This window comes from Allobosea sp. 05T439, from assembly GCF_056396005.1.
This window is the reverse complement of the sequence record NZ_JBFTKP010000026.1, coordinates 20,546-36,600: the sequence shown is the minus strand read 5'-3', so window position 1 is coordinate 36,600 and position 16,055 is coordinate 20,546. Positions and strand designations below refer to the sequence as shown.

16 protein-coding genes are annotated in these 16,055 nt (G+C 64.4%); 5 read left to right on the top strand and 11 right to left on the bottom strand.

Features of this window, described 5'->3' with window-relative positions:
* Positions 1-29: 29 nt before the first annotated feature.
* Positions 30-203 carry a hypothetical protein gene (locus AC1DIO_RS24510; protein WP_441492248.1) on the bottom strand — a complete coding sequence of 58 codons (174 nt, stop codon included), beginning with the start codon at positions 201-203 and terminating at the stop codon, positions 30-32.
* Entirely contained in the window at positions 200-1,663 is a 1,464-nt protein-coding gene (locus AC1DIO_RS24505; RefSeq protein WP_476768198.1) for an MFS transporter, read from the bottom strand. Before AC1DIO_RS24505 ends, AC1DIO_RS24510 begins: the two co-directional genes overlap by 4 nt.
* Positions 1,664-1,760: 97 nt before the next feature.
* On the opposite strand from AC1DIO_RS24505, the gene AC1DIO_RS24500 reads away from it, so the two are divergent.
* Positions 1,761-2,597, top strand: a complete 837-nt coding sequence (locus tag AC1DIO_RS24500) for a helix-turn-helix transcriptional regulator (RefSeq protein WP_476832730.1) — start codon at positions 1,761-1,763, stop codon at positions 2,595-2,597.
* On the opposite strand, the gene AC1DIO_RS24495 is transcribed toward AC1DIO_RS24500, so the two are convergent.
* Positions 2,546-3,484, bottom strand: a complete 939-nt coding sequence (locus AC1DIO_RS24495; protein ID WP_476768196.1) for a carbon-nitrogen hydrolase family protein — start codon at positions 3,482-3,484, stop codon at positions 2,546-2,548. The two genes, AC1DIO_RS24500 and AC1DIO_RS24495, sit on opposite strands and share 52 nt — an antisense overlap.
* 160 nt (positions 3,485-3,644) lie before the next feature.
* Here AC1DIO_RS24495 and AC1DIO_RS24490 point away from each other — a divergent pair, with 160 nt between their 5' ends.
* On the top strand, positions 3,645-3,845 hold the full coding sequence (locus AC1DIO_RS24490) for a hypothetical protein (RefSeq protein ID WP_476768195.1): 201 nt from the start codon (positions 3,645-3,647) through the stop codon (positions 3,843-3,845).
* Between the two features lie 158 nt (positions 3,846-4,003).
* On the opposite strand, the gene AC1DIO_RS24485 is transcribed toward AC1DIO_RS24490, so the two are convergent.
* The 4 genes from AC1DIO_RS24485 to AC1DIO_RS24470 all read right to left on the bottom strand — a co-directional run bounded on the left by AC1DIO_RS24485 (position 4,004) and on the right by AC1DIO_RS24470 (position 7,529).
* The gene (locus tag AC1DIO_RS24485) at positions 4,004-5,593 is read right to left on the bottom strand and encodes an arylsulfatase (protein ID WP_476768194.1); all 1,590 of its coding nucleotides are present in this window, start codon (positions 5,591-5,593) and stop codon (positions 4,004-4,006) included.
* Between the two features lie 128 nt (positions 5,594-5,721).
* On the bottom strand, positions 5,722-6,246 hold the full coding sequence (locus AC1DIO_RS24480) for a hypothetical protein (protein ID WP_476854225.1): 525 nt from the start codon (positions 6,244-6,246) through the stop codon (positions 5,722-5,724).
* A 128-nt stretch (positions 6,247-6,374) separates the two neighbouring features.
* On the bottom strand, positions 6,375-6,755 hold the full coding sequence (locus tag AC1DIO_RS24475; protein ID WP_441492240.1) for a VOC family protein: 381 nt from the start codon (positions 6,753-6,755) through the stop codon (positions 6,375-6,377).
* Between the two features lie 102 nt (positions 6,756-6,857).
* Positions 6,858-7,529, bottom strand: coding sequence for an HAD family hydrolase (locus AC1DIO_RS24470; protein WP_441506858.1), 672 nt, complete (start codon positions 7,527-7,529; stop codon positions 6,858-6,860).
* 172 nt (positions 7,530-7,701) lie between these two features.
* Here AC1DIO_RS24470 and pip point away from each other — a divergent pair, with 172 nt between their 5' ends.
* Complete coding sequence (gene pip, locus AC1DIO_RS24465; protein WP_476854224.1) at positions 7,702-8,664, top strand: prolyl aminopeptidase; 963 nt, start codon at positions 7,702-7,704, stop codon at positions 8,662-8,664.
* A 75-nt stretch (positions 8,665-8,739) separates the two neighbouring features.
* Here the strand turns inward: pip and AC1DIO_RS24460 are convergent, their stop codons facing one another.
* Positions 8,740-9,315 carry a YHS domain-containing (seleno)protein gene (locus AC1DIO_RS24460; RefSeq protein WP_441492237.1) on the bottom strand — a complete coding sequence of 192 codons (576 nt, stop codon included), beginning with the start codon at positions 9,313-9,315 and terminating at the stop codon, positions 8,740-8,742.
* Positions 9,316-9,661: 346 nt separating this feature from the next.
* On the opposite strand from AC1DIO_RS24460, the gene AC1DIO_RS24455 reads away from it, so the two are divergent.
* Complete coding sequence (locus tag AC1DIO_RS24455; RefSeq protein WP_476832727.1) at positions 9,662-9,979, top strand: hypothetical protein; 318 nt, start codon at positions 9,662-9,664, stop codon at positions 9,977-9,979.
* Positions 9,980-11,065: 1,086 nt separating this feature from the next.
* Positions 11,066-11,290 carry a hypothetical protein gene (locus AC1DIO_RS24450; RefSeq protein ID WP_441492235.1) on the top strand — a complete coding sequence of 75 codons (225 nt, stop codon included), beginning with the start codon at positions 11,066-11,068 and terminating at the stop codon, positions 11,288-11,290.
* A gap of 101 nt (positions 11,291-11,391) precedes the next feature.
* Here AC1DIO_RS24450 and AC1DIO_RS24445 read toward each other — a convergent pair whose 3' ends face one another.
* The 3 genes from AC1DIO_RS24445 to AC1DIO_RS24435 form a co-directional block, all read right to left on the bottom strand.
* A complete protein-coding gene (locus tag AC1DIO_RS24445) occupies positions 11,392-12,603 on the bottom strand; it encodes an ABC transporter substrate-binding protein (protein WP_441492234.1) in 1,212 nt (403 codons plus the stop codon).
* Positions 12,603-14,771 carry a TonB-dependent receptor gene (locus tag AC1DIO_RS24440; RefSeq protein WP_476854223.1) on the bottom strand — a complete coding sequence of 723 codons (2,169 nt, stop codon included), beginning with the start codon at positions 14,769-14,771 and terminating at the stop codon, positions 12,603-12,605. Before AC1DIO_RS24440 ends, AC1DIO_RS24445 begins: the two co-directional genes overlap by 1 nt.
* Positions 14,772-15,148: 377 nt before the next feature.
* Positions 15,149-16,051: a LysR substrate-binding domain-containing protein gene (locus AC1DIO_RS24435; RefSeq protein ID WP_476854222.1), complete on the bottom strand. Its 903-nt coding sequence runs from the start codon at positions 16,049-16,051 to the stop codon at positions 15,149-15,151.
* Positions 16,052-16,055 lie beyond the last annotated feature (4 nt).

The following is a 16,055-nucleotide window of genomic DNA, read 5'->3' as shown; positions in this document are numbered from 1 at the left end:
CACGAGACAGCGACTGGATGACCGCCGGATCAGAGCGCACGATCGGCGCCGGCCAGGCGGAATTCCATGCATTGCAGATCCATCTCGAAGACCTCAAGGCGCCCGACATTGTTGCGCGTGCCAAGGGTTTTGGCGAGGGCGATCATCTGGGGAAGGTCCGGGCACGGCTTGAGCCTCGATCCCAGGCCAGGCTTCAAGGTCATCGCGGCAATCTCCTGCGCGCAATCCCAAAGATCAGGACAGCGGCGACGATCGCGGCGGCGAGGTTGTAGGCCATCCCGCCGACGAAGGCAGAGGCGTAGAGCTGGGCTTGCCCTCCTGCGTCGATGCCGGCGGCAAGCGCCGCACCGAAGAGGATGCCGACGACGGCCACTCCCAGCGCCGCACCGACTTGCTGCAGCGTTGCGACGACGCCAGAGGCCATGCCTGCCTGTCCCTCCCCCACAAAACCGAGGACGAGGTTGAGCAGCGGCGTCATGATGAGGCCCTGGGCCGCGCCGACCACGATCAAGGCCGGGATCAGATGCGCGACCACGAGCCCTGCTCCGGCAAGCCAGACCTGCGCGATCAGAATGCCGAGCGACACGGCATAGAGAAGTGCGCCTGCGGCAATTGCGGCTGTGCCAAGGCGCGCGACGAGACGGGGCGCCGCCATGGAGGCGATGACGAACCCGATGCTGCAGGGGACGAAACTGAGACCCGCCTCGAAAGGACTGAGACCGAACCCGGTCTGCGCCAGGAGAGCAAAGCATAGAAAGAACGAGGACGATGTCGAATAGATCAGGACGACCAACAGACCGCCGTGGGCAAAGCACGATTGACGCATGAGCTTCATATCGACGAGAGGCTCGCCGCCCGCCCGGCGCCGGCTCTCCTGCTGCCCGTAGAACGCAGCGATCAGGACGGCGGCCCCTGCCAGCGATGCAAGGGTCCAAAGCGGCCAGCCCTGCGCCGGCCCTTCGATCAGTGGCACGAGCAAGAGCGTCAGCCCCAGGCTCACGAGGGCCACGCCGGACCAGTCGAGGCTCGGACGCTCCGGCGCGTAGGTCTCGGGAATGAACGGCGCCATCAGGATGGCGATGACACCGACGGGAACATTGATGAGGAAGATCATGCGCCAACCGAGACCGAACAGGTTCGCCTCGACGAGAAAGCCGCCGACCACCTGGCCCGCGATGGCGGCAAGGCCCAAGGTCATGCCGAGCAGTCCAAAGGCGCGACGAGCGTCGTCAGCAGAGAAACTTACCCGGATCGAGGCATAGACCTGCGGAAACAGGAGTGCTGCCGCCAATCCCTGCACCACGCGCGCAGCGATGAGGATCTCGATCGTCGGCGCCAATCCGCAGAGCGCCGAGGCGAGCGTGAAACCGGCAATTCCGACGACGAAGAGCCGCCGGCGGCCGTGAATGTCGCCGAGCCGCCCACCGGTGATCAACAGCACCCCGAAGCCAAGTTCATAGCCCGCGACGATGAAGCCGATCTGTGACAGGCGGGCGCCGAGGCTGGCCTGCATGGCCGGGATCGCGACATTGACCACGAACAGATCGAAGATCGTCACGAATCCCGCCAGAAGCAGAACGGACAAACCGAGCCAGGGCGGGCGGACCCCGCAGCTTTCTGCCGGGCTGCGCAGGGTTTGGGCCGTAGCGGTATCGGAACTCATGTTGCGTCCTCGGATTAACGACGCAACAGCCATGAAGCGGCATTGACGCTGATACAATTTAACTCATTATGCTATTACTTTTTGTACGGATGGGGCCATGGCGACCTCCGATCGGACCCGACCCGAGCTTTCAGAGTTCCTGCGTGCGCATCGCGAGCGGCTGACGCCCGAGGATGCCGGCTTACCCTCCGGCAAGCGTCGGCGTACGGCCGGCCTCAGGCGCGAGGAGGTTGCCGCGCTCGCCGGGGTGGGCCTGACTTGGTACACATGGCTCGAGCAGGGTCGCAATATCGGCGTCTCCTCCGGTTTCCTCGACAATCTCGCCAGGGTGCTGAAGCTCGATGGCGCCGAGCGACGGCATCTCTTCCTGCTCGCCCAGGAGCGCCCACCGGCCGAGCCGGGAAAGACATGGTGCACGGTTCCGTCTCTCGTGAACCGGCTGATGGGCGACCTCGCCCCACATGCGGCCTATATTCTCAACCTGCGCTGGGACGTGCTGGCCTATAACGAAGCGGCCGAAGCCCTGTTCCGGTTCGGCAGCCAGCCTTCAAACCGGCGCAACCTGCTGTGGATGCTGTTCTGCGATCAGCACCTCGCCGATACGCTTGTGGATTGGGAAAACCAGGCGCAAGCCATGCTGGCGAGCTTTCGCCGGGATTTTGCAGGCGCGCGCGGCGATGCGGACATGCGCGCCCTGGTCGCGGAACTGGAAGATGTCTCGCCGGAATTCAAGACATGGTGGCGCAGCCCGGACGTCCACGCACCCTGCACCGGCACGCGCACGCTTCGCGTCGGTGGCCACCCCGTCACCTTCGAACACACGTCGCTCACCGTCGATGGCGGACGGCATCTGAGATTGGTGGTCTATGCCGCCCTTGCCGCTCAAACCTCCAACGAACGGACCGAGTGCCTGCCTGCATTGGAGCAGAGCTGAGCGCTTCGCGCCCTCTGCGAAGCGTCGGTCGCGAACCAAGCCGCGGGCATGGTTTCCCGTCGGGCGAATGGACGGTTCAATATCCGTTTCTGTTTCCGCTGCGGGGATCGTCGGCCAGCTTCTCGCGATAGATCTCGCCTTCTCTTGCCCTGGCGCGCCAGGGCCGCGCCCTTTGAAGCGCAATTTCGTAGGCGGGGTCGTTCCGGTCCAGCGTTGCCATAGCTAGCCCAGGCTCCGGGGATGGCGACGATTGCGCGGCCCATGCCCCGTCCGGTCCAATGATGCCGGCGGGGCCTTTGGCGGCGTCCTGCGCGGGGGTAGCAGCAGCGATCCAGATGCAGTTCAGGCCGGCAGGGAAGGCCGTATGATGCGAACAGAACCCCATCGACGCCGAGACGCTCATAGTCGCTGAAGATCTCGGGGAACTGCGATTCGATGCAGATCGCACAGCCAAACCTGTAGCCATCGACGTCGACCATGACCGGCTCCGTTCCAGGCGTGTACCAGCCAGCAAGTTCGGTATTCGAGAGAAACCTCTTGTCGTATCGGGTGAGCAGGGCGCCGGTATCAGAGAAGACGTAGAGACTGTTGTGCGGCGGATATCCCCGACCGAGCCGATGGGCCCCGCCGACGACCGCGACGATGCGGAGCTGCCCGCACAGTTCAGCGATAGCGCGAAGCTCGGCCTCCTGAATGGCCCAATCGAAGGCCTGCCAATCCCCCTGTTTCAGGATCTGGCTCTTTGCGTAGCCTGACAGCGCCCCTTCGCAGAAATTGATCAGGCGAGCCCCCTCGCCCGCCGCACGCGCAATCATCGCGCGGATGGCGCTGCCATTGGCGGCGATGTCGGGGGAAACAACGGTTTGTGCGGCCGCTATCCTCAACACTCGCGCCCCCTTCCGTCTCGTCCCATAGACTTCGCAAGATGTGAAGCGGAGTGAAACCGCTTACCGCAGGGAGTGCAGTCCTGTGGCGCTTGCATCATGATGCCGGAACCCGGGCTGAGGTCAGCACCTGCCAAACCACACCGCGACGGAGCTCATGCCCGTGCTGAAATCGATCATCAGCTCTGTATGGCGCGTGCAGCTCCGCCCGAGCCTCGCCGTCCTGCTCGGCATGAGCGTGCTCGTCGGGCTCAATGAAATGACCGCACGGCACACCGGCGTCGTTGCATTCCTGCTGCTAAAGCATCGGCCCGAAAAGTGGATTGCGGTTTTCGGGAAAGCCGATGCAAACACAAAGGGTTAGATCATCGGTCCGGATATGATTTCCGGCCCGATGATCTAGCTGGCCTCGCAGGCGGACTGGCCTTTGTCTGCTGGGTTGCTCGCGGACCGCGCAATGACGACCGCCGCTGACACTGCCCTCCAATGGACAGCATCGGCGGCGGCCACTCTCTGCGCCGGCTAGTTCTTGGGCGTCAGCTTGCGCATGACGTCATCGAGGTTGAAGCTCGCCGGCTTCTGCCGGATCGGGAACTCCTTGAAGCTTTCCAGCCATTTCCCGACGACCGCCTGCGATGGGACCACGACGAAGGAACGATCGAAGAACCATTTCTCGTATTCCATCGAGGTGTCGCCGCGCTCGAAGGGGTCGGCCCGCAGGTTGAACAGTTTTGGCGCCCGCAGATTGGTGAACTCCCTGCGCCAGACGTCGATGCCCTCGTGCTCCTGCGCCTTGAACACGACCTTCCAGTCGGCGACCCGCACCGCCACCAGTTCGCCGTCGTCGTTCCAGTAAAGGAAATCGCGGCGCGGGGAATCCTTGGCGCTGCCGGTGAAGAACGGCATCAGGTTGTAGCCGTCGAGATGCACCTTGAAGCTCTTGCCGTTGGCCTGGTGCCCCTTCATGCATTTGGCGACCACATCCGGCTCTCCGCCCGCGGCGCAGAAGGTCGGGATCAGGTCGTAATGCGAGAACGCCTCGTTGTAGATCGTGCCGGGCTTGATCACGCCGGGCCAGCGAATGAGGGTCGGCACGCGATAGCCGCCTTCCCAATTGGTCGCCTTTTCCCCGCGGAACGGGGTCGAGCCGCCATCCGGCCAGGTCATCACCTCGGCGCCGTTGTCGCTGGTATAGACGACGATGGTGTTCTGGGTGATGCCGAGATCGTCGAGCTTCTTCAGGAGCTGGCCGATATGCCCGTCATGCTCGACCATGCCATCGGGATAGATGCCCTTGCCGGTCTTGCCCTCGGATTCCGGCTTCAGATGCGTGTTGACGTGCATCCGGGTCGAGTTGAAGTAGCAGAGCCACGGCTTCTGGGCCTTGTTCTGCCGGTCGATGAAGTCGATCGCCGCCGCCGTCGTCTCGTCATCGATGGTTTCCATCCGCTTCTTGGTCAGCGGCCCGGTATCCTCGATCTTGCCGTCGGCCGACGAGCGGATGACGCCGCGCGGTCCAAAGCGCTTCCTGAATTCCGGATCCTTGGGGTAGTCGGGGTTCTCCGGCTCTTCCTCGGCGTTGAGGTGGTAGAGATTGCCGAAGAACTCGTCGAAGCCGTGATTGGTCGGCAGGTGTTCGTCCTTGTCGCCGAGATGGTTCTTTCCGAACTGGCCGCTGACATAGCCGAGCGGCTTCAGCAGTTCGGCGACCGTCGGATCCTGCGGCTGCAGGCCGATATCGGCGCCGGGCAGGCCGACCTTGGTGAGGCCGGTACGGATCGGCGACTGGCCGGTGATGAAGGCGGCACGCCCGGCCGTGCAGCTTTGTTCCCCGTACCAGTCGGTGAACATCGCGCCTTCATTGCCGATGCGGTCGATATTCGGCGTGCGATAGCCCATCATGCCGCGGTGATAGATGCTCGGATTGAACCAGCCGATATCGTCGCCCATGATCATCAGGATATTGGGCTTGCGTCCGGAGGCCGGCGCCGGCGCGGGCTGCTGGGCCTGCGCTGTCTGGATCGTCGGGGCGGATGCAAGGCCCGACGCGGCAAGCGCGGTGCCGCCAAGAAGAATGCGTCTGCGAATAAGGTCCGGTCCATCGGTCGCCATGGTTTCCTCCTTGGTCAGGCAGAGAAACTCAGGCTAGTGCCGCATCGCCCGGGAGGCCAATCGGTATTTGCGCAAAGCTTGCGTGAGCGGGAACGGCCGGTCTGGACGGCCTTGGCGGATGGCCGCCCTCAGCACATCCAGTCGGTCACGCTGCGCGCATCGTGCTCGGCAGCCTCTGTGGTGGCAAAGAGTCCCGATCGCCCCTTGCCCGCGCCAGCCCACCATGACCAGGAGCCGTTCACGTCCACCTCGTGCCGAAGTGCCGCATGCTCGTAGGAATAGAGGCCGTCGGGACGTCGAAACAGCCAAAGGCAATGTAGCCCGTCCGCGCTCAAGACCTGGCTCACGAGGACATCGGGCTTTCGCCTCCACGCATCGCGTAGCCCGAGCAGCGCCCGCGCAACCCGTGTCGCCGGGACGCTCGCGGGAGCCAGCCCCATCATCTCGCTCTCGATCAGCAGGAGATGGGCCAGGATCTCGGCTTCGGACGCCGTCGTGCTCCGCACCAGCGCAATGAGGCMGGGCACATAGCTGTCATATTCATCGGCCGGCCCTTCCGCGCCGAGCCCGATCGGGTCCCAGATGTGGCGGAGCACATGTCCCACCTGCTCCGTCAGAGCCTTGTCGTCGGTTGCCGTGGCCTGCTCGCTCATCATCCGCGCATCGAACCCTCGATGCGCGCCGCCCGCAAGCGACACATCCCCACGCCCCGCATCATTTTGACCCCGAGCCGCAATCGAGCACCGCAGGAGGCAGGGCATCCGGGTCGCTGTTTTCAGCCTCAGCCGAGCTTCGCCGCCGACAGCGGCTCCATCAACTCGATGCGGTTCCCGAACGGGTCGTCCACATACATGCGGTCATATCCGTCCAAGGGCTGGTCCTCGGCCACGTGGTAGCCGCGCGCCTTCAGCGTGGTGACCAGCGCTGCGAGATCGCTCACGATGAAGGCCGGGTGCGCTTTGCGGGCTGGCTTGAAATCGGCGTCCACTCCCAAATGGACCTTCAACGCCCCCTGTTCGAACCAGCATCCGCCCCGGCCGGCGAGATGAGCGGGCTTGGCGACTTCGCTGATGCCGAGAATGTCCGCATAGAAGGCGCGCGCCTCGCTTTCGCCGCCGGCTGGCATGGCGAGTTGCACGTGGTCGAGGCGCGTAATGGTCATTGTCGCAGTTTAGTTTCGGCAGGGGCCGGAATCCACCGACGGAGAAAGCGCGACAAACCGCCTGTGCCGTGGCCAAGGCTATCGGGCGGCCCCGAGCAGTCACTATGCCCCCAACCCGTCCAATGCGGCGGCGAGATCGCCATAGCTGCCGACGATGCGATCGGCCCCCGCCATCCCCAGACGGTCGCCATGATTGCCGGCGCAGTGAGCGCCAGCGGTGAAGCCGATGACCTGCATGCCGGCGGCCTTGCCCGCCATGACGCCGTTGACGCTGTCCTCGACAACCACGCACTCACCGGGCTGCACGCCCATCGCGGCTGCGGCATGGAGAAACAGGTCGGGCGCGGGCTTCCCGTTCGCGACCATGTCCGAGGAGAAGATATGCGGATCGAACAGGCCGATCAGGCCGGTCTGCTGCAGCTTCCAGCGCAGCCGCGCGGACGGCGTGCTCGATGCGACGCAACGGCGCGCCTCGATGCCATCGATGGTCTGCCGGGCGTCCGGAAGGGCGGCCAGATGCACCTCTATGCGTGCCGTCGTGTGGTCATCCAGCCGCACGAAGAAATCGGATGGCAGGGGCGCGCTGCGCTGCTCCGCGATGATCGACTGGAGCCTTGCCTGCCACATCGGCGGGGACAGCCCCATGAACGTGTCCGTATAGACATCGCGTTCGAGGACKACGCCGACCGAGGCCAGGAACTCAAGCTCGGCAGCGAGATAGACCTCCTCGCTGTTCACAAGCACGCCGTCGCAATCGAAGATGATGAGCGTCATCGAGGGCCGTCCGGTTTCAGGCGATGTCCTCGCTAAAGCATCGCCCCGAAATGTGCATTGCGATTTTCGAGAAGGCCGATGCAACCATGGAAGGCTCGATCGGCCGCATTCCAGGACGAGCAGGTCCATCGGCCGGTTGACGGCGCTTCCCCCGCTGCCCCACAGCACCGGCATGAACGCAGAACCCCGCCCCCTGCCCGAGCCGTTCGATGCCGGGCTTCTCGCCGTCGGCGATGGAACCGAAATCTACTGGGAAATCTCGGGCAACCCCGACGGCAAGCCCGCCTTGTACCTGCATGGCGGCCCGGGCAGCGGGCTCCGCTCGGGCAGCTATCGCCGCCATTTCGACCCGGAACGCTACTGCATCATCGGGATCGACCAGCGCGGCTGCGGACGAAGCCGCCCCCTCGCCTCGGACGCTCCCGGCGAATTGCACCGAAATACGACGCAGGCGCTGATCGGGGATATCGAGGCCGTCAGGACGCATCTCGGTATCGCGTCCTGGCTCGTCTCGGGCGTCTCCTGGGGCTCGACGCTGGCGCTGGCCTATGCGCAGGCGCATCCCGGCAGGGTCTCCGAACTGGTGCTGGTCGCGGTCACCACGACCAGCCGCGAGGAGGTCGACTGGATCACCGAAGGCGTCGGGCGCCTGTTTCCCGAAGCCTGGCAACGTTTCGAGCGGGATTCGGGCCGGCGCCCCGGCGAGCGCGTCGTCGAAGCCTATGCCAGGCGGCTGGCCACCTGCGGCCTCCAGGAGCGCGTGCTCGCAGCCCGCGCCTGGAACACATGGGAAGCGACCCATATCTCGCTCGACCCGGGCTGGGAGCCGCCGAGCCAACCGCCCGACGACGAACGCGGCCTGGCGTTTGCGACGCTCGTCACGCATTACTGGGCCCATGACGGGTTTCTGCGGAATGGGCAGGAGATCCTGCGCCGTATCGCCGAGATCGCCGATATTCCCGCCGTTCTCATCCATGGCCGTCGCGATGTCAGCRGACCCGCGATCACCCCCTGGAACCTGCACCAGCGCTGGCCGGCCAGTCGCCTGGTCATCGTCGAGGCCGAAGGGCATGGCGGGCCACAATGCTACGAGCAGATGCGCCTCGCGCTCGATGCATTCGCGCAGGGTCGGTGACGGGCGCGGCAACCCTGCCCCGTCCATCTGCTTTCTGGTGCGTGAAGGCCTGTGGCTACGCGGCGGCCGCGTCTCCTACTGGATATGCGCCGCGTTCAATTGCGGCCAATGGCGCTCGGCCTTGGCGATAAACCCTGCGGGATCGCCGAGCCAGGTCTTCCGGACATCGCGATCGTAGTTGAGGTAGAGCGTGCCATCGACGATGGACCAGGCCTCCGGCTCGATCTTCACGAGATAGCCCCGCGAGGTGCCATAGGCGCAGAAGCCGCCATAGGCCGGCAGGTAGCGCGCCGGATCGGCTTCGAGCAAGGCCTTGTGCTCGGCGCTGGCGAAGCGCCAGGTGGCGCCGTGAAGGGCGACGGAAAATTCCGGCCTGCCCAGCCTCGGGCCGCCATCGTGGAAATAGGCGACGGGATCGTAGCCGCGGATCGCGAGCCCGTCCGGTGAGCCGAGCGTGTTGACCGGGCGGGGCATATCGGCCCGGACACCCGATGCTGCGAGCACCGCGCCAGCGAGCAGGATGAAGCTGCGCCTGCCGAGCATGGCGCGTCTCCCGTCCCTCTCGCCGTTCGCGACGAGCGCGCGTCCTGTGCCGAGATCGTCTTCGGCCGCCCCCGTGCTGCGGACCGGTGACATCGTTTCGTGGTGCATCTCGTCTCTCCGGCGCAGCCGCCCCAGGCGGCTTTGGGGAGAGATCGCTCGGCGGGGCGATTTGGTTACACCGTCACGCAGACGTGAGCGCCTGGCCGGGACGGAGATGAGTGCCGACACAACCATCGCCAGGCACAGCCCTGGGTCGCAGCTTCGACCATCGCGGCGTGGAAGGATCGGGTGCGCCCATTGTTCCCGCGGCACATGGAAACGGCCAGCCTCCACCCCAGAACTCTCTCGGCCCTTTCGTGATCTGCGCGCCCCCCTTCGCAGAAATCCCGCCGGAGCCGCCGAGCAGCTTTGTTTACAGTCCTGCGCTACGTCCCCAGCACCGCGATACGAGGAGATGGAATTGAGTTTTTCCAGGGTGGCAAAGGCCGTTGGTTCGGTGAGTTTCCTTTTGGGCATCCTGATTGCGGCCGCAAGCGTGCGATTCCCGGACCTGTTTCAAGACATGGGGCCCATTCAACACATCGGCGCAGCAAGCTTCTTCTTCGCAGGCGCGTTTGTCGCGATGCAAACGCTCGTCAAGCGAATGGAGGGCGGACATTCCGACGATGCGTCGCTCGCAGCGAGCTTGAAGGAGCTATCTGGGTCATTGCTCTATTCGCTTTTCGGCCTGACCGTTACGGCGATGTCGGTCTGGACGTCATTTGCGCAATAGGTTGGTTGTAGTTTCCGGTCCAATGACCGGTTTCATCTGGGAGCCCGCGCCGCCCTCGGTTTCAAAGAACAGAGCGTGGCGTGGTGCAGGAACTCAGAAGAGGAAAACCGGAATCCGCGAATACGACGCCCCCCATCTCCGGTGTCAGTTGAGCGCAACGGTACCGACAGCACTTCATGAGACCATATCGTGCACCTGATTGACGTGGACCTTCATGTCACGATGCCATGCTCACCCGGTTTCTCCTCCTGCCTTGCCCGCGAGCCGCGATGATCAACACCCGATATGCCCTTGTCATCGCGTCAGTTGCGGTTCTCTCGGGATGCATCGGGGAGACAATGTTCAGTGTCGAACTGCATCGAGAGAGCGACAACGCCAAGGCGACCTGCATGAGCAGCGTCTACTCGCCGGGCTTGTTGTTCGCGGAACGAAGCCAGATACGAGATGTTTCACGCTGCGTAACGGCTTGCCTGAACAAGGGTTTCACCGTCGCTCAGCGTCCCCAGGGCATCTCGATTGACACTCTCGCACCTGACGCAGTCGCGGAGGATGATTGCGCCCATCATGCGCAAGCGATAGCGGCCGGTTCGGCCCCTGGGCGGAAGGGCGGCGATTCCGGCGCCCCAACCCGCCCTCGCCGTCTCAGTCAATGACGAGTGCGCTGCAGCACAAAATCTTTCGCGACTGCGAGGTACTGTCATTCCTTGCGGCCTCTACTGTCGTGCCGGCTCGCTCGTGCAACTTAGGGAAGACATCTCCGGGCCGCTTGTCGCAAGCTCCGCTCACAGAACGCGTGCCTGGTTTGCCGCTCTCGCCGGTTTTATTTCACTCGACGAGAGGTCTGCCAGCAAAGACACGCAGTGCCGAAGTCTTGGCATCATCAAGTTAACATTTGTTAATGCTCTGTTCACAGAGATTTAATCCAAGATTGAATCCCACATTGAGGCGGCAATTTGCGTATTTGATGAATTTCGCAGGAAATCAGATCACGGTTATTTGCATGAACATTTCAGCTTCGCGACGGTAATATGGATACGAAGTCGGATTTCAACCCGGCCTCGTGCTTTGGAACGCAGGAGATCAGTCATGATCACTTACAGGATTGCCCTTGTCGGAGGCCTTCTCGCGCTGTTCGGGATGGCCAACACGGCGCAGGCCTACGAGTTCGGCCCCGAAAGCATCATCCACGAGCAGTACGAGAACCCGCTCGCCCTGCAGGAGCAGCAGCAGTATCGCGCCTATCATGAGCACATGAAGGAGCTGCGTGAGCATCAATATTACGCACCGGCGATGCGGCGCCATCACAGCTGAGAGGCAAGCACCTCTCGGAGGCAGGGGCCGCCCCAGCGGCCCCTCTTTTTTGGATGCCGGCTCTACGCCGGTGCCGAAGCGCGCGAGCCGGCCGCCGGCAATCAGGGCGCGGCGTGGCCGGCTCCTCCCTCCCCGCCAAGCTCGACCCAGTAGCCCGGCTGATAGGGCAGCGGCAGGAAGCGCTCGTGGAGTTCGCGCAGCGTGGCTTCGGGATCGAGATCCGGGAACAGATCGGGATGGAGCCAGCGGGCGATCCTCTGGATCGCCACGAACTGATAGGGATTGTTGTAGAACTGATGCCAGATCGCGTGGACGCGCCCGCTCTTCACCGCGGCCGTATGGGCGAAGGCCGGGCGTTTCGCGAGATTGGCGAGTTTTCGCTTCGCCTCCGCGAGGTCCGCGCCTGGCCCGAGCCCGACCCAGGCGCCGCCCGGCGCCAGCGCGCTCCAATTGCCGCCGGTCGCGATCACCACATCGGGATTCATGGCGATGATCGTTTCGGGGTTCACCGTGCCGAAGGTGCTGGGCAGCAGGAGGCTGCCGAGATTCCGCCCACCGGCGACCTCGACCATTCTGCCGAAATTCTCCGGCCCGAACGTCATGCAGCAATCGTCGGAATAGCCGGGTATCCGGTCGACCATGACGAGCGGCCGCCTGAGATCGGCCACCCCGGCCAGGCGATCGGTGACGCGCGCGATCTCGCGAGAGCGAAAGGCGATGAGTTCCTCGGCGATCTCCGAGCGGCCGAACAGGCGGCCCATCAGCCGGAGCGACGGTTCCGTGTTCACGAAGGGCGCATGGCGGAAATCGACATAGACCACGGGAATGCCGACGGAAGCGAGCTTTTCGACAAGCTTCGTCTCCGCGCTCGCGATCTGGGCCTCGACATTGAGGAACAGCACATCGGGCTTCAGGGCGATCACCGTCTCGATATCGAGATTACCCTCGCTCATGGCCCCGAGCGCCGGCAGCGCCGCAATAATGGGATAGCGCTCGAGATAAGCGCGGTAGCTGTCCGGATCGGCCTTTTGCAAATCGTCGCGCCAGGCGACGATGCGGCGGAACGGCGCCTCCCGGTCGAGGGCGGCGCCGGCGTGGATCTGCCGCCCCTCACCCAGGATCACGCGCTGGACCGGAACCGCCACCGTGACGACGCGCCCGAGCACATCGGTCACGGAGACCTGCTCGGCCGATGCCGGCACGGCACTCGTGATCACCACGAGTACCAGGGCGAGGCAGTGCAGGAGCGCCGCGAGCCCCTGCCCGCATGCGCCGATACCGGGGCGCCGATCGAGTTCGCCGCGACCCGCCATTACAGGTCGACCGACATCGAGAGCCGGAAGGTGCGCGGCGCACCCGCATAGAACGTCCCGAACGAGGCGACGCTCGACCAGTATCTGGTGTCGGCGACGTTCTGGACGGTGGCGCGGAAGGTCGTCTTGCGCCCGGCGATCTCGGTTGCGTAGCGCGCGCCGAGATCGACCCTTGTCCAGTCGGGCAGCGACTGGGTGTTGGCCGTATTGATGAACTGCTTGCCGGTGTGGATCAGCGCGCCCGTCAGGGTCAGCCCCTTCACCCAGGGCAGATCCCATTCGGCGCCGAGATTGAGCTGCATCGAGGGAACGCCGATCGGCCGGTTGCCGAGATTGGCCGCGAGCGCCGGCTTCGTCAGTTCTCCATCCAGCAGGGTGGCGCCGCCAAGCAGCCGAAGCTCGGGGGTGATTTCCCCGTAAACATTGAGCTCGAGACCGCGCACGCGCTGCTCCCCGCTCACCGAAAAGACTCCGCTGCCGCTCAGCTCGGCACTCGGCTTGGTGATCTGGAAGGCGCTGATGCCGGCGCCGAACGTGCCGAACTGCGCCTTCACGCCCGCCTCGTACTGCTTTGCCCGATAGGGCGCGAAGGCCTCGCCGGCATTGGTCGCATTGGTCGGCGCGATATCGCCGCGGCTCAGCCCTTCGACATAATTCGCATAGAGCGAGACGTTGCTCAGCGGACGCAGCACGAGTCCGACCACCGGGGTCGTGGCCTGCTCGTCATAGGACGAGGTCACGGCGCCGGTCGTGGTCGAGTAATTGTTCGTCTCCACCGATTGGCGGCGCACCCCCAGCGTCAGCAGGACGCGCTCGTCCAGGATGGAGAGCGTATCGGCCAGCGCAACGCTCGTGAGATCGCTGTCCGAGGTTCGCGCGCGGGGGACGCGGGTCGCATATTGTGGTTGGGTCAGGACGGGGGCGTAGATGTTCGAACTCACGGGCCGGCCGGCGGTCAATGCCCGCTCGATCTCGTCGTGATAATAGGACGCCTGGAAGGTCAGCTCATGCTTGATGAAGCCCGTCTCGAAGCGGGCCCGGAGGCCGCCATCATAGGTCTGCCGGCCGATCGCCAGATCGAAATATTGCGGGGTGTAGGTGACATCGCCTCGGCCGTTCAGGATCGTCGGCAAGGGCGAGTTGCCGAAGAACCGGTCGACATGGGATTGCGAGCCGCCGACATTGGCGAAAACCGTCACATTATCAGTGAGATCGTACTCGTTCTTCAACAGCACCGAGCCGTCGTCGATCCGTGAATGCTCCCAGGGCTGGATCACGTTGCGCCGCCCGCTCGGGGCCGCCGGCACCGCAACGCCGGGGCTGGCCAGGAAGGGTCGCGTGGGCGCGTCCCAGTAATCGCGCTGCGCCAGGACATAGAGCCAGCTGCGGAAGCGCTCGCCCTGGTAGTCGAGCGCGAGCGAGCCGATGCCCGTGCCGTTGTACTGCCGGTCGACGGCGGTATCGCCGCCGCGCAAGCTGCCATTGACCCGGACACCGAACTCGCGGCCCGCGCCATAGCGCCGGGCGACGTCGAATGTGGCGCCGCCATAGGCTTTTGACGCGAACTCCGCGCCGATCCGGGTGAGATCGCCCTCCGCCCGCTTCGGCACGATGTTGATGATCCCACCGATACCGCCATTCGGGGCGATGCCGCCGAGAGCCGCCGCGGGCCCCCTCAGGACCTCGATCCGCTCGGCATAATCGGTGAAGACGCGATAGTTCGGGGCAACGCCGAAGACGCCGTCAAAAGCGATCTCACCATTATTGCCTTCCGAGATCGGAAAGCCGCGAATGTTGAAGGAATCCACGATTCCGCCCGACGGGTGCGAACTGCGCACCGAGGGATCGAGGATCAGCGCATCGGCGACCGTCGCCGCCTGCAGGTTCCGGATCAGGGCTGCCGTGTAGCTCGTCATGTTGAACGGCGACTTCAGGGTCTGCGTATTGCCGAGCAGGCCGAGCCTGGCCCCTTCCGCCACCTGGCCGCCGGCAAAGGGGGGCGGGACCTCGCTCTTCGTGCCCTGCCCGTCCACGACGATCTCGTCGAGCTGCACGCGCGTCGGCGCGGCGCCCTGAGCCAGGGCGCCCGTTGCGCCCAGGCCGAACATCCCCATGCCCAGCAGCGCCGGGACCACGCGGCTCACCATTGGATCGCTTCGAAGCTTCATCACGCCCTCATGAAAATTCAAAAACATGCCGCATCGAACAATAGCGGCGTGGTTAATGGGGCTTCGTATCGATCAATCCTTATTAACCGTCAACAACACGGGAATGATGTACAAACATACATTTTAAACATCATTCGTAGTGTCGATTATTACTTTCGACTAATTCAAAAATGACTTCGACATCAGGAAATAAATCTGACCAGACAACCACTTGGCGCGAGCCCATTTCAGCCCAAAACGGATCATGCACACCGGCGCAGGCCCCGGCTCGCGCCGGCCGGGCACTCGCACCGGATTCCCGAGGGCCAGTCGATTTCAATTTTTGCAGGCCGCCCGGACAAAATCAGAGGCAGCCGACCGACGGGAGGGCGGCAGCGTCAGGCCGCGTAGAGACGGACGAGATCGCGCGCCGACKAGATTTCGTCGCAGATCCATTCGTCGACCAGCTTGACCTCGCGCCGGCGCCGCATGTCGGGCGGACGGACGAGGTAATAGGAGGCGCCGGTCGGCACCGCCTTGCGCAGCGGCACGACCAGCCTGCCGGCCTGGATCGCCTCATGGGCCAGCACGACATCGGTCATGGCGACCCCGAGCCCGGCTTCGGCGGCGCTGAGCGCCATGTCGAGGGCGTCGAAATCGAGGCCGCTGCGCGGATCGAGATTCGTCCCCGATTTCTCCGTCCAGGTCGCCCAGTCCTGTCGATCCGGCAAGGGGTGGAGCAGCGTCGCCTGGGCGAKGTCAGTCTCGCTGGCCTGGCGCCCGGCGAGATAGCCCGGTGCGCAGACCGGGAGGATCCATTCCGCATAGAGCTCGGTCGTGTAGTCGCGCGGCCAGTTGCCGACGCCATAGCGGATGCCGAGATCGGCATCGGTATCGTTCAGCGTCATGTCGTTCAGGCGCGTCTGGACATTCACCTTGATCAGCGGGTGCCGCTCCTGGAAGGAKCGCAGCCGCGGCAGCAGCCAGCGCAGCGCGAAGGTCGGCAGCACCTTGATGGTCACGGCTTCGCGGTCGTTCTGGAACGGGTTCACCGCATTGGCGATATGATCGAACGCCTCCTTGACGCTGACCGCGAGACGCTGGCCCGCATCGGTGATCTCCAGGCCATTGTGAGTGCGCAGGAAGAGCTGGGCGCCGAGCTGCTCCTCCAGGATGCGGACCTGGCGGCTCACCGCGCTCTCGCTGACATGCAGAGCGAGTGCGGCCTTCTTGATGCTGAGCTCGGCCGCCACGATTTCGAAGCAGCGCAGCGCATTCAATGAGGGGAGCCTGCGGGTCAAAGCG

Bases quoted from the DNA above. Each gene is read 5' to 3' on its own strand.
- AC1DIO_RS24510 (WP_441492248.1), bottom strand. From the start codon at position 203: ATGACCTTGAAGCCTGGCCTGGGATCGAGGCTCAAGCCGTGCCCGGAC.
- AC1DIO_RS24505 (WP_476768198.1), bottom strand. From the start codon at position 1,663: ATGAGTTCCGATACCGCTACGGCCCAAACCCTGCGCAGCCCGGCAGAA.
- AC1DIO_RS24500 (WP_476832730.1), top strand. From the start codon at position 1,761: ATGGCGACCTCCGATCGGACCCGACCCGAGCTTTCAGAGTTCCTGCGT.
- AC1DIO_RS24485 (WP_476768194.1), bottom strand. From the start codon at position 5,593: ATGGCGACCGATGGACCGGACCTTATTCGCAGACGCATTCTTCTTGGC.
- AC1DIO_RS24475 (WP_441492240.1), bottom strand. From the start codon at position 6,755: ATGACCATTACGCGCCTCGACCACGTGCAACTCGCCATGCCAGCCGGC.
- AC1DIO_RS24460 (WP_441492237.1), bottom strand. From the start codon at position 9,315: ATGCACCACGAAACGATGTCACCGGTCCGCAGCACGGGGGCGGCCGAA.
- AC1DIO_RS24455 (WP_476832727.1), top strand. From the start codon at position 9,662: ATGGAATTGAGTTTTTCCAGGGTGGCAAAGGCCGTTGGTTCGGTGAGT.
- AC1DIO_RS24450 (WP_441492235.1), top strand. From the start codon at position 11,066: ATGATCACTTACAGGATTGCCCTTGTCGGAGGCCTTCTCGCGCTGTTC.
- AC1DIO_RS24445 (WP_441492234.1), bottom strand. From the start codon at position 12,603: ATGGCGGGTCGCGGCGAACTCGATCGGCGCCCCGGTATCGGCGCATGC.
- AC1DIO_RS24440 (WP_476854223.1), bottom strand. From the start codon at position 14,771: ATGAAGCTTCGAAGCGATCCAATGGTGAGCCGCGTGGTCCCGGCGCTG.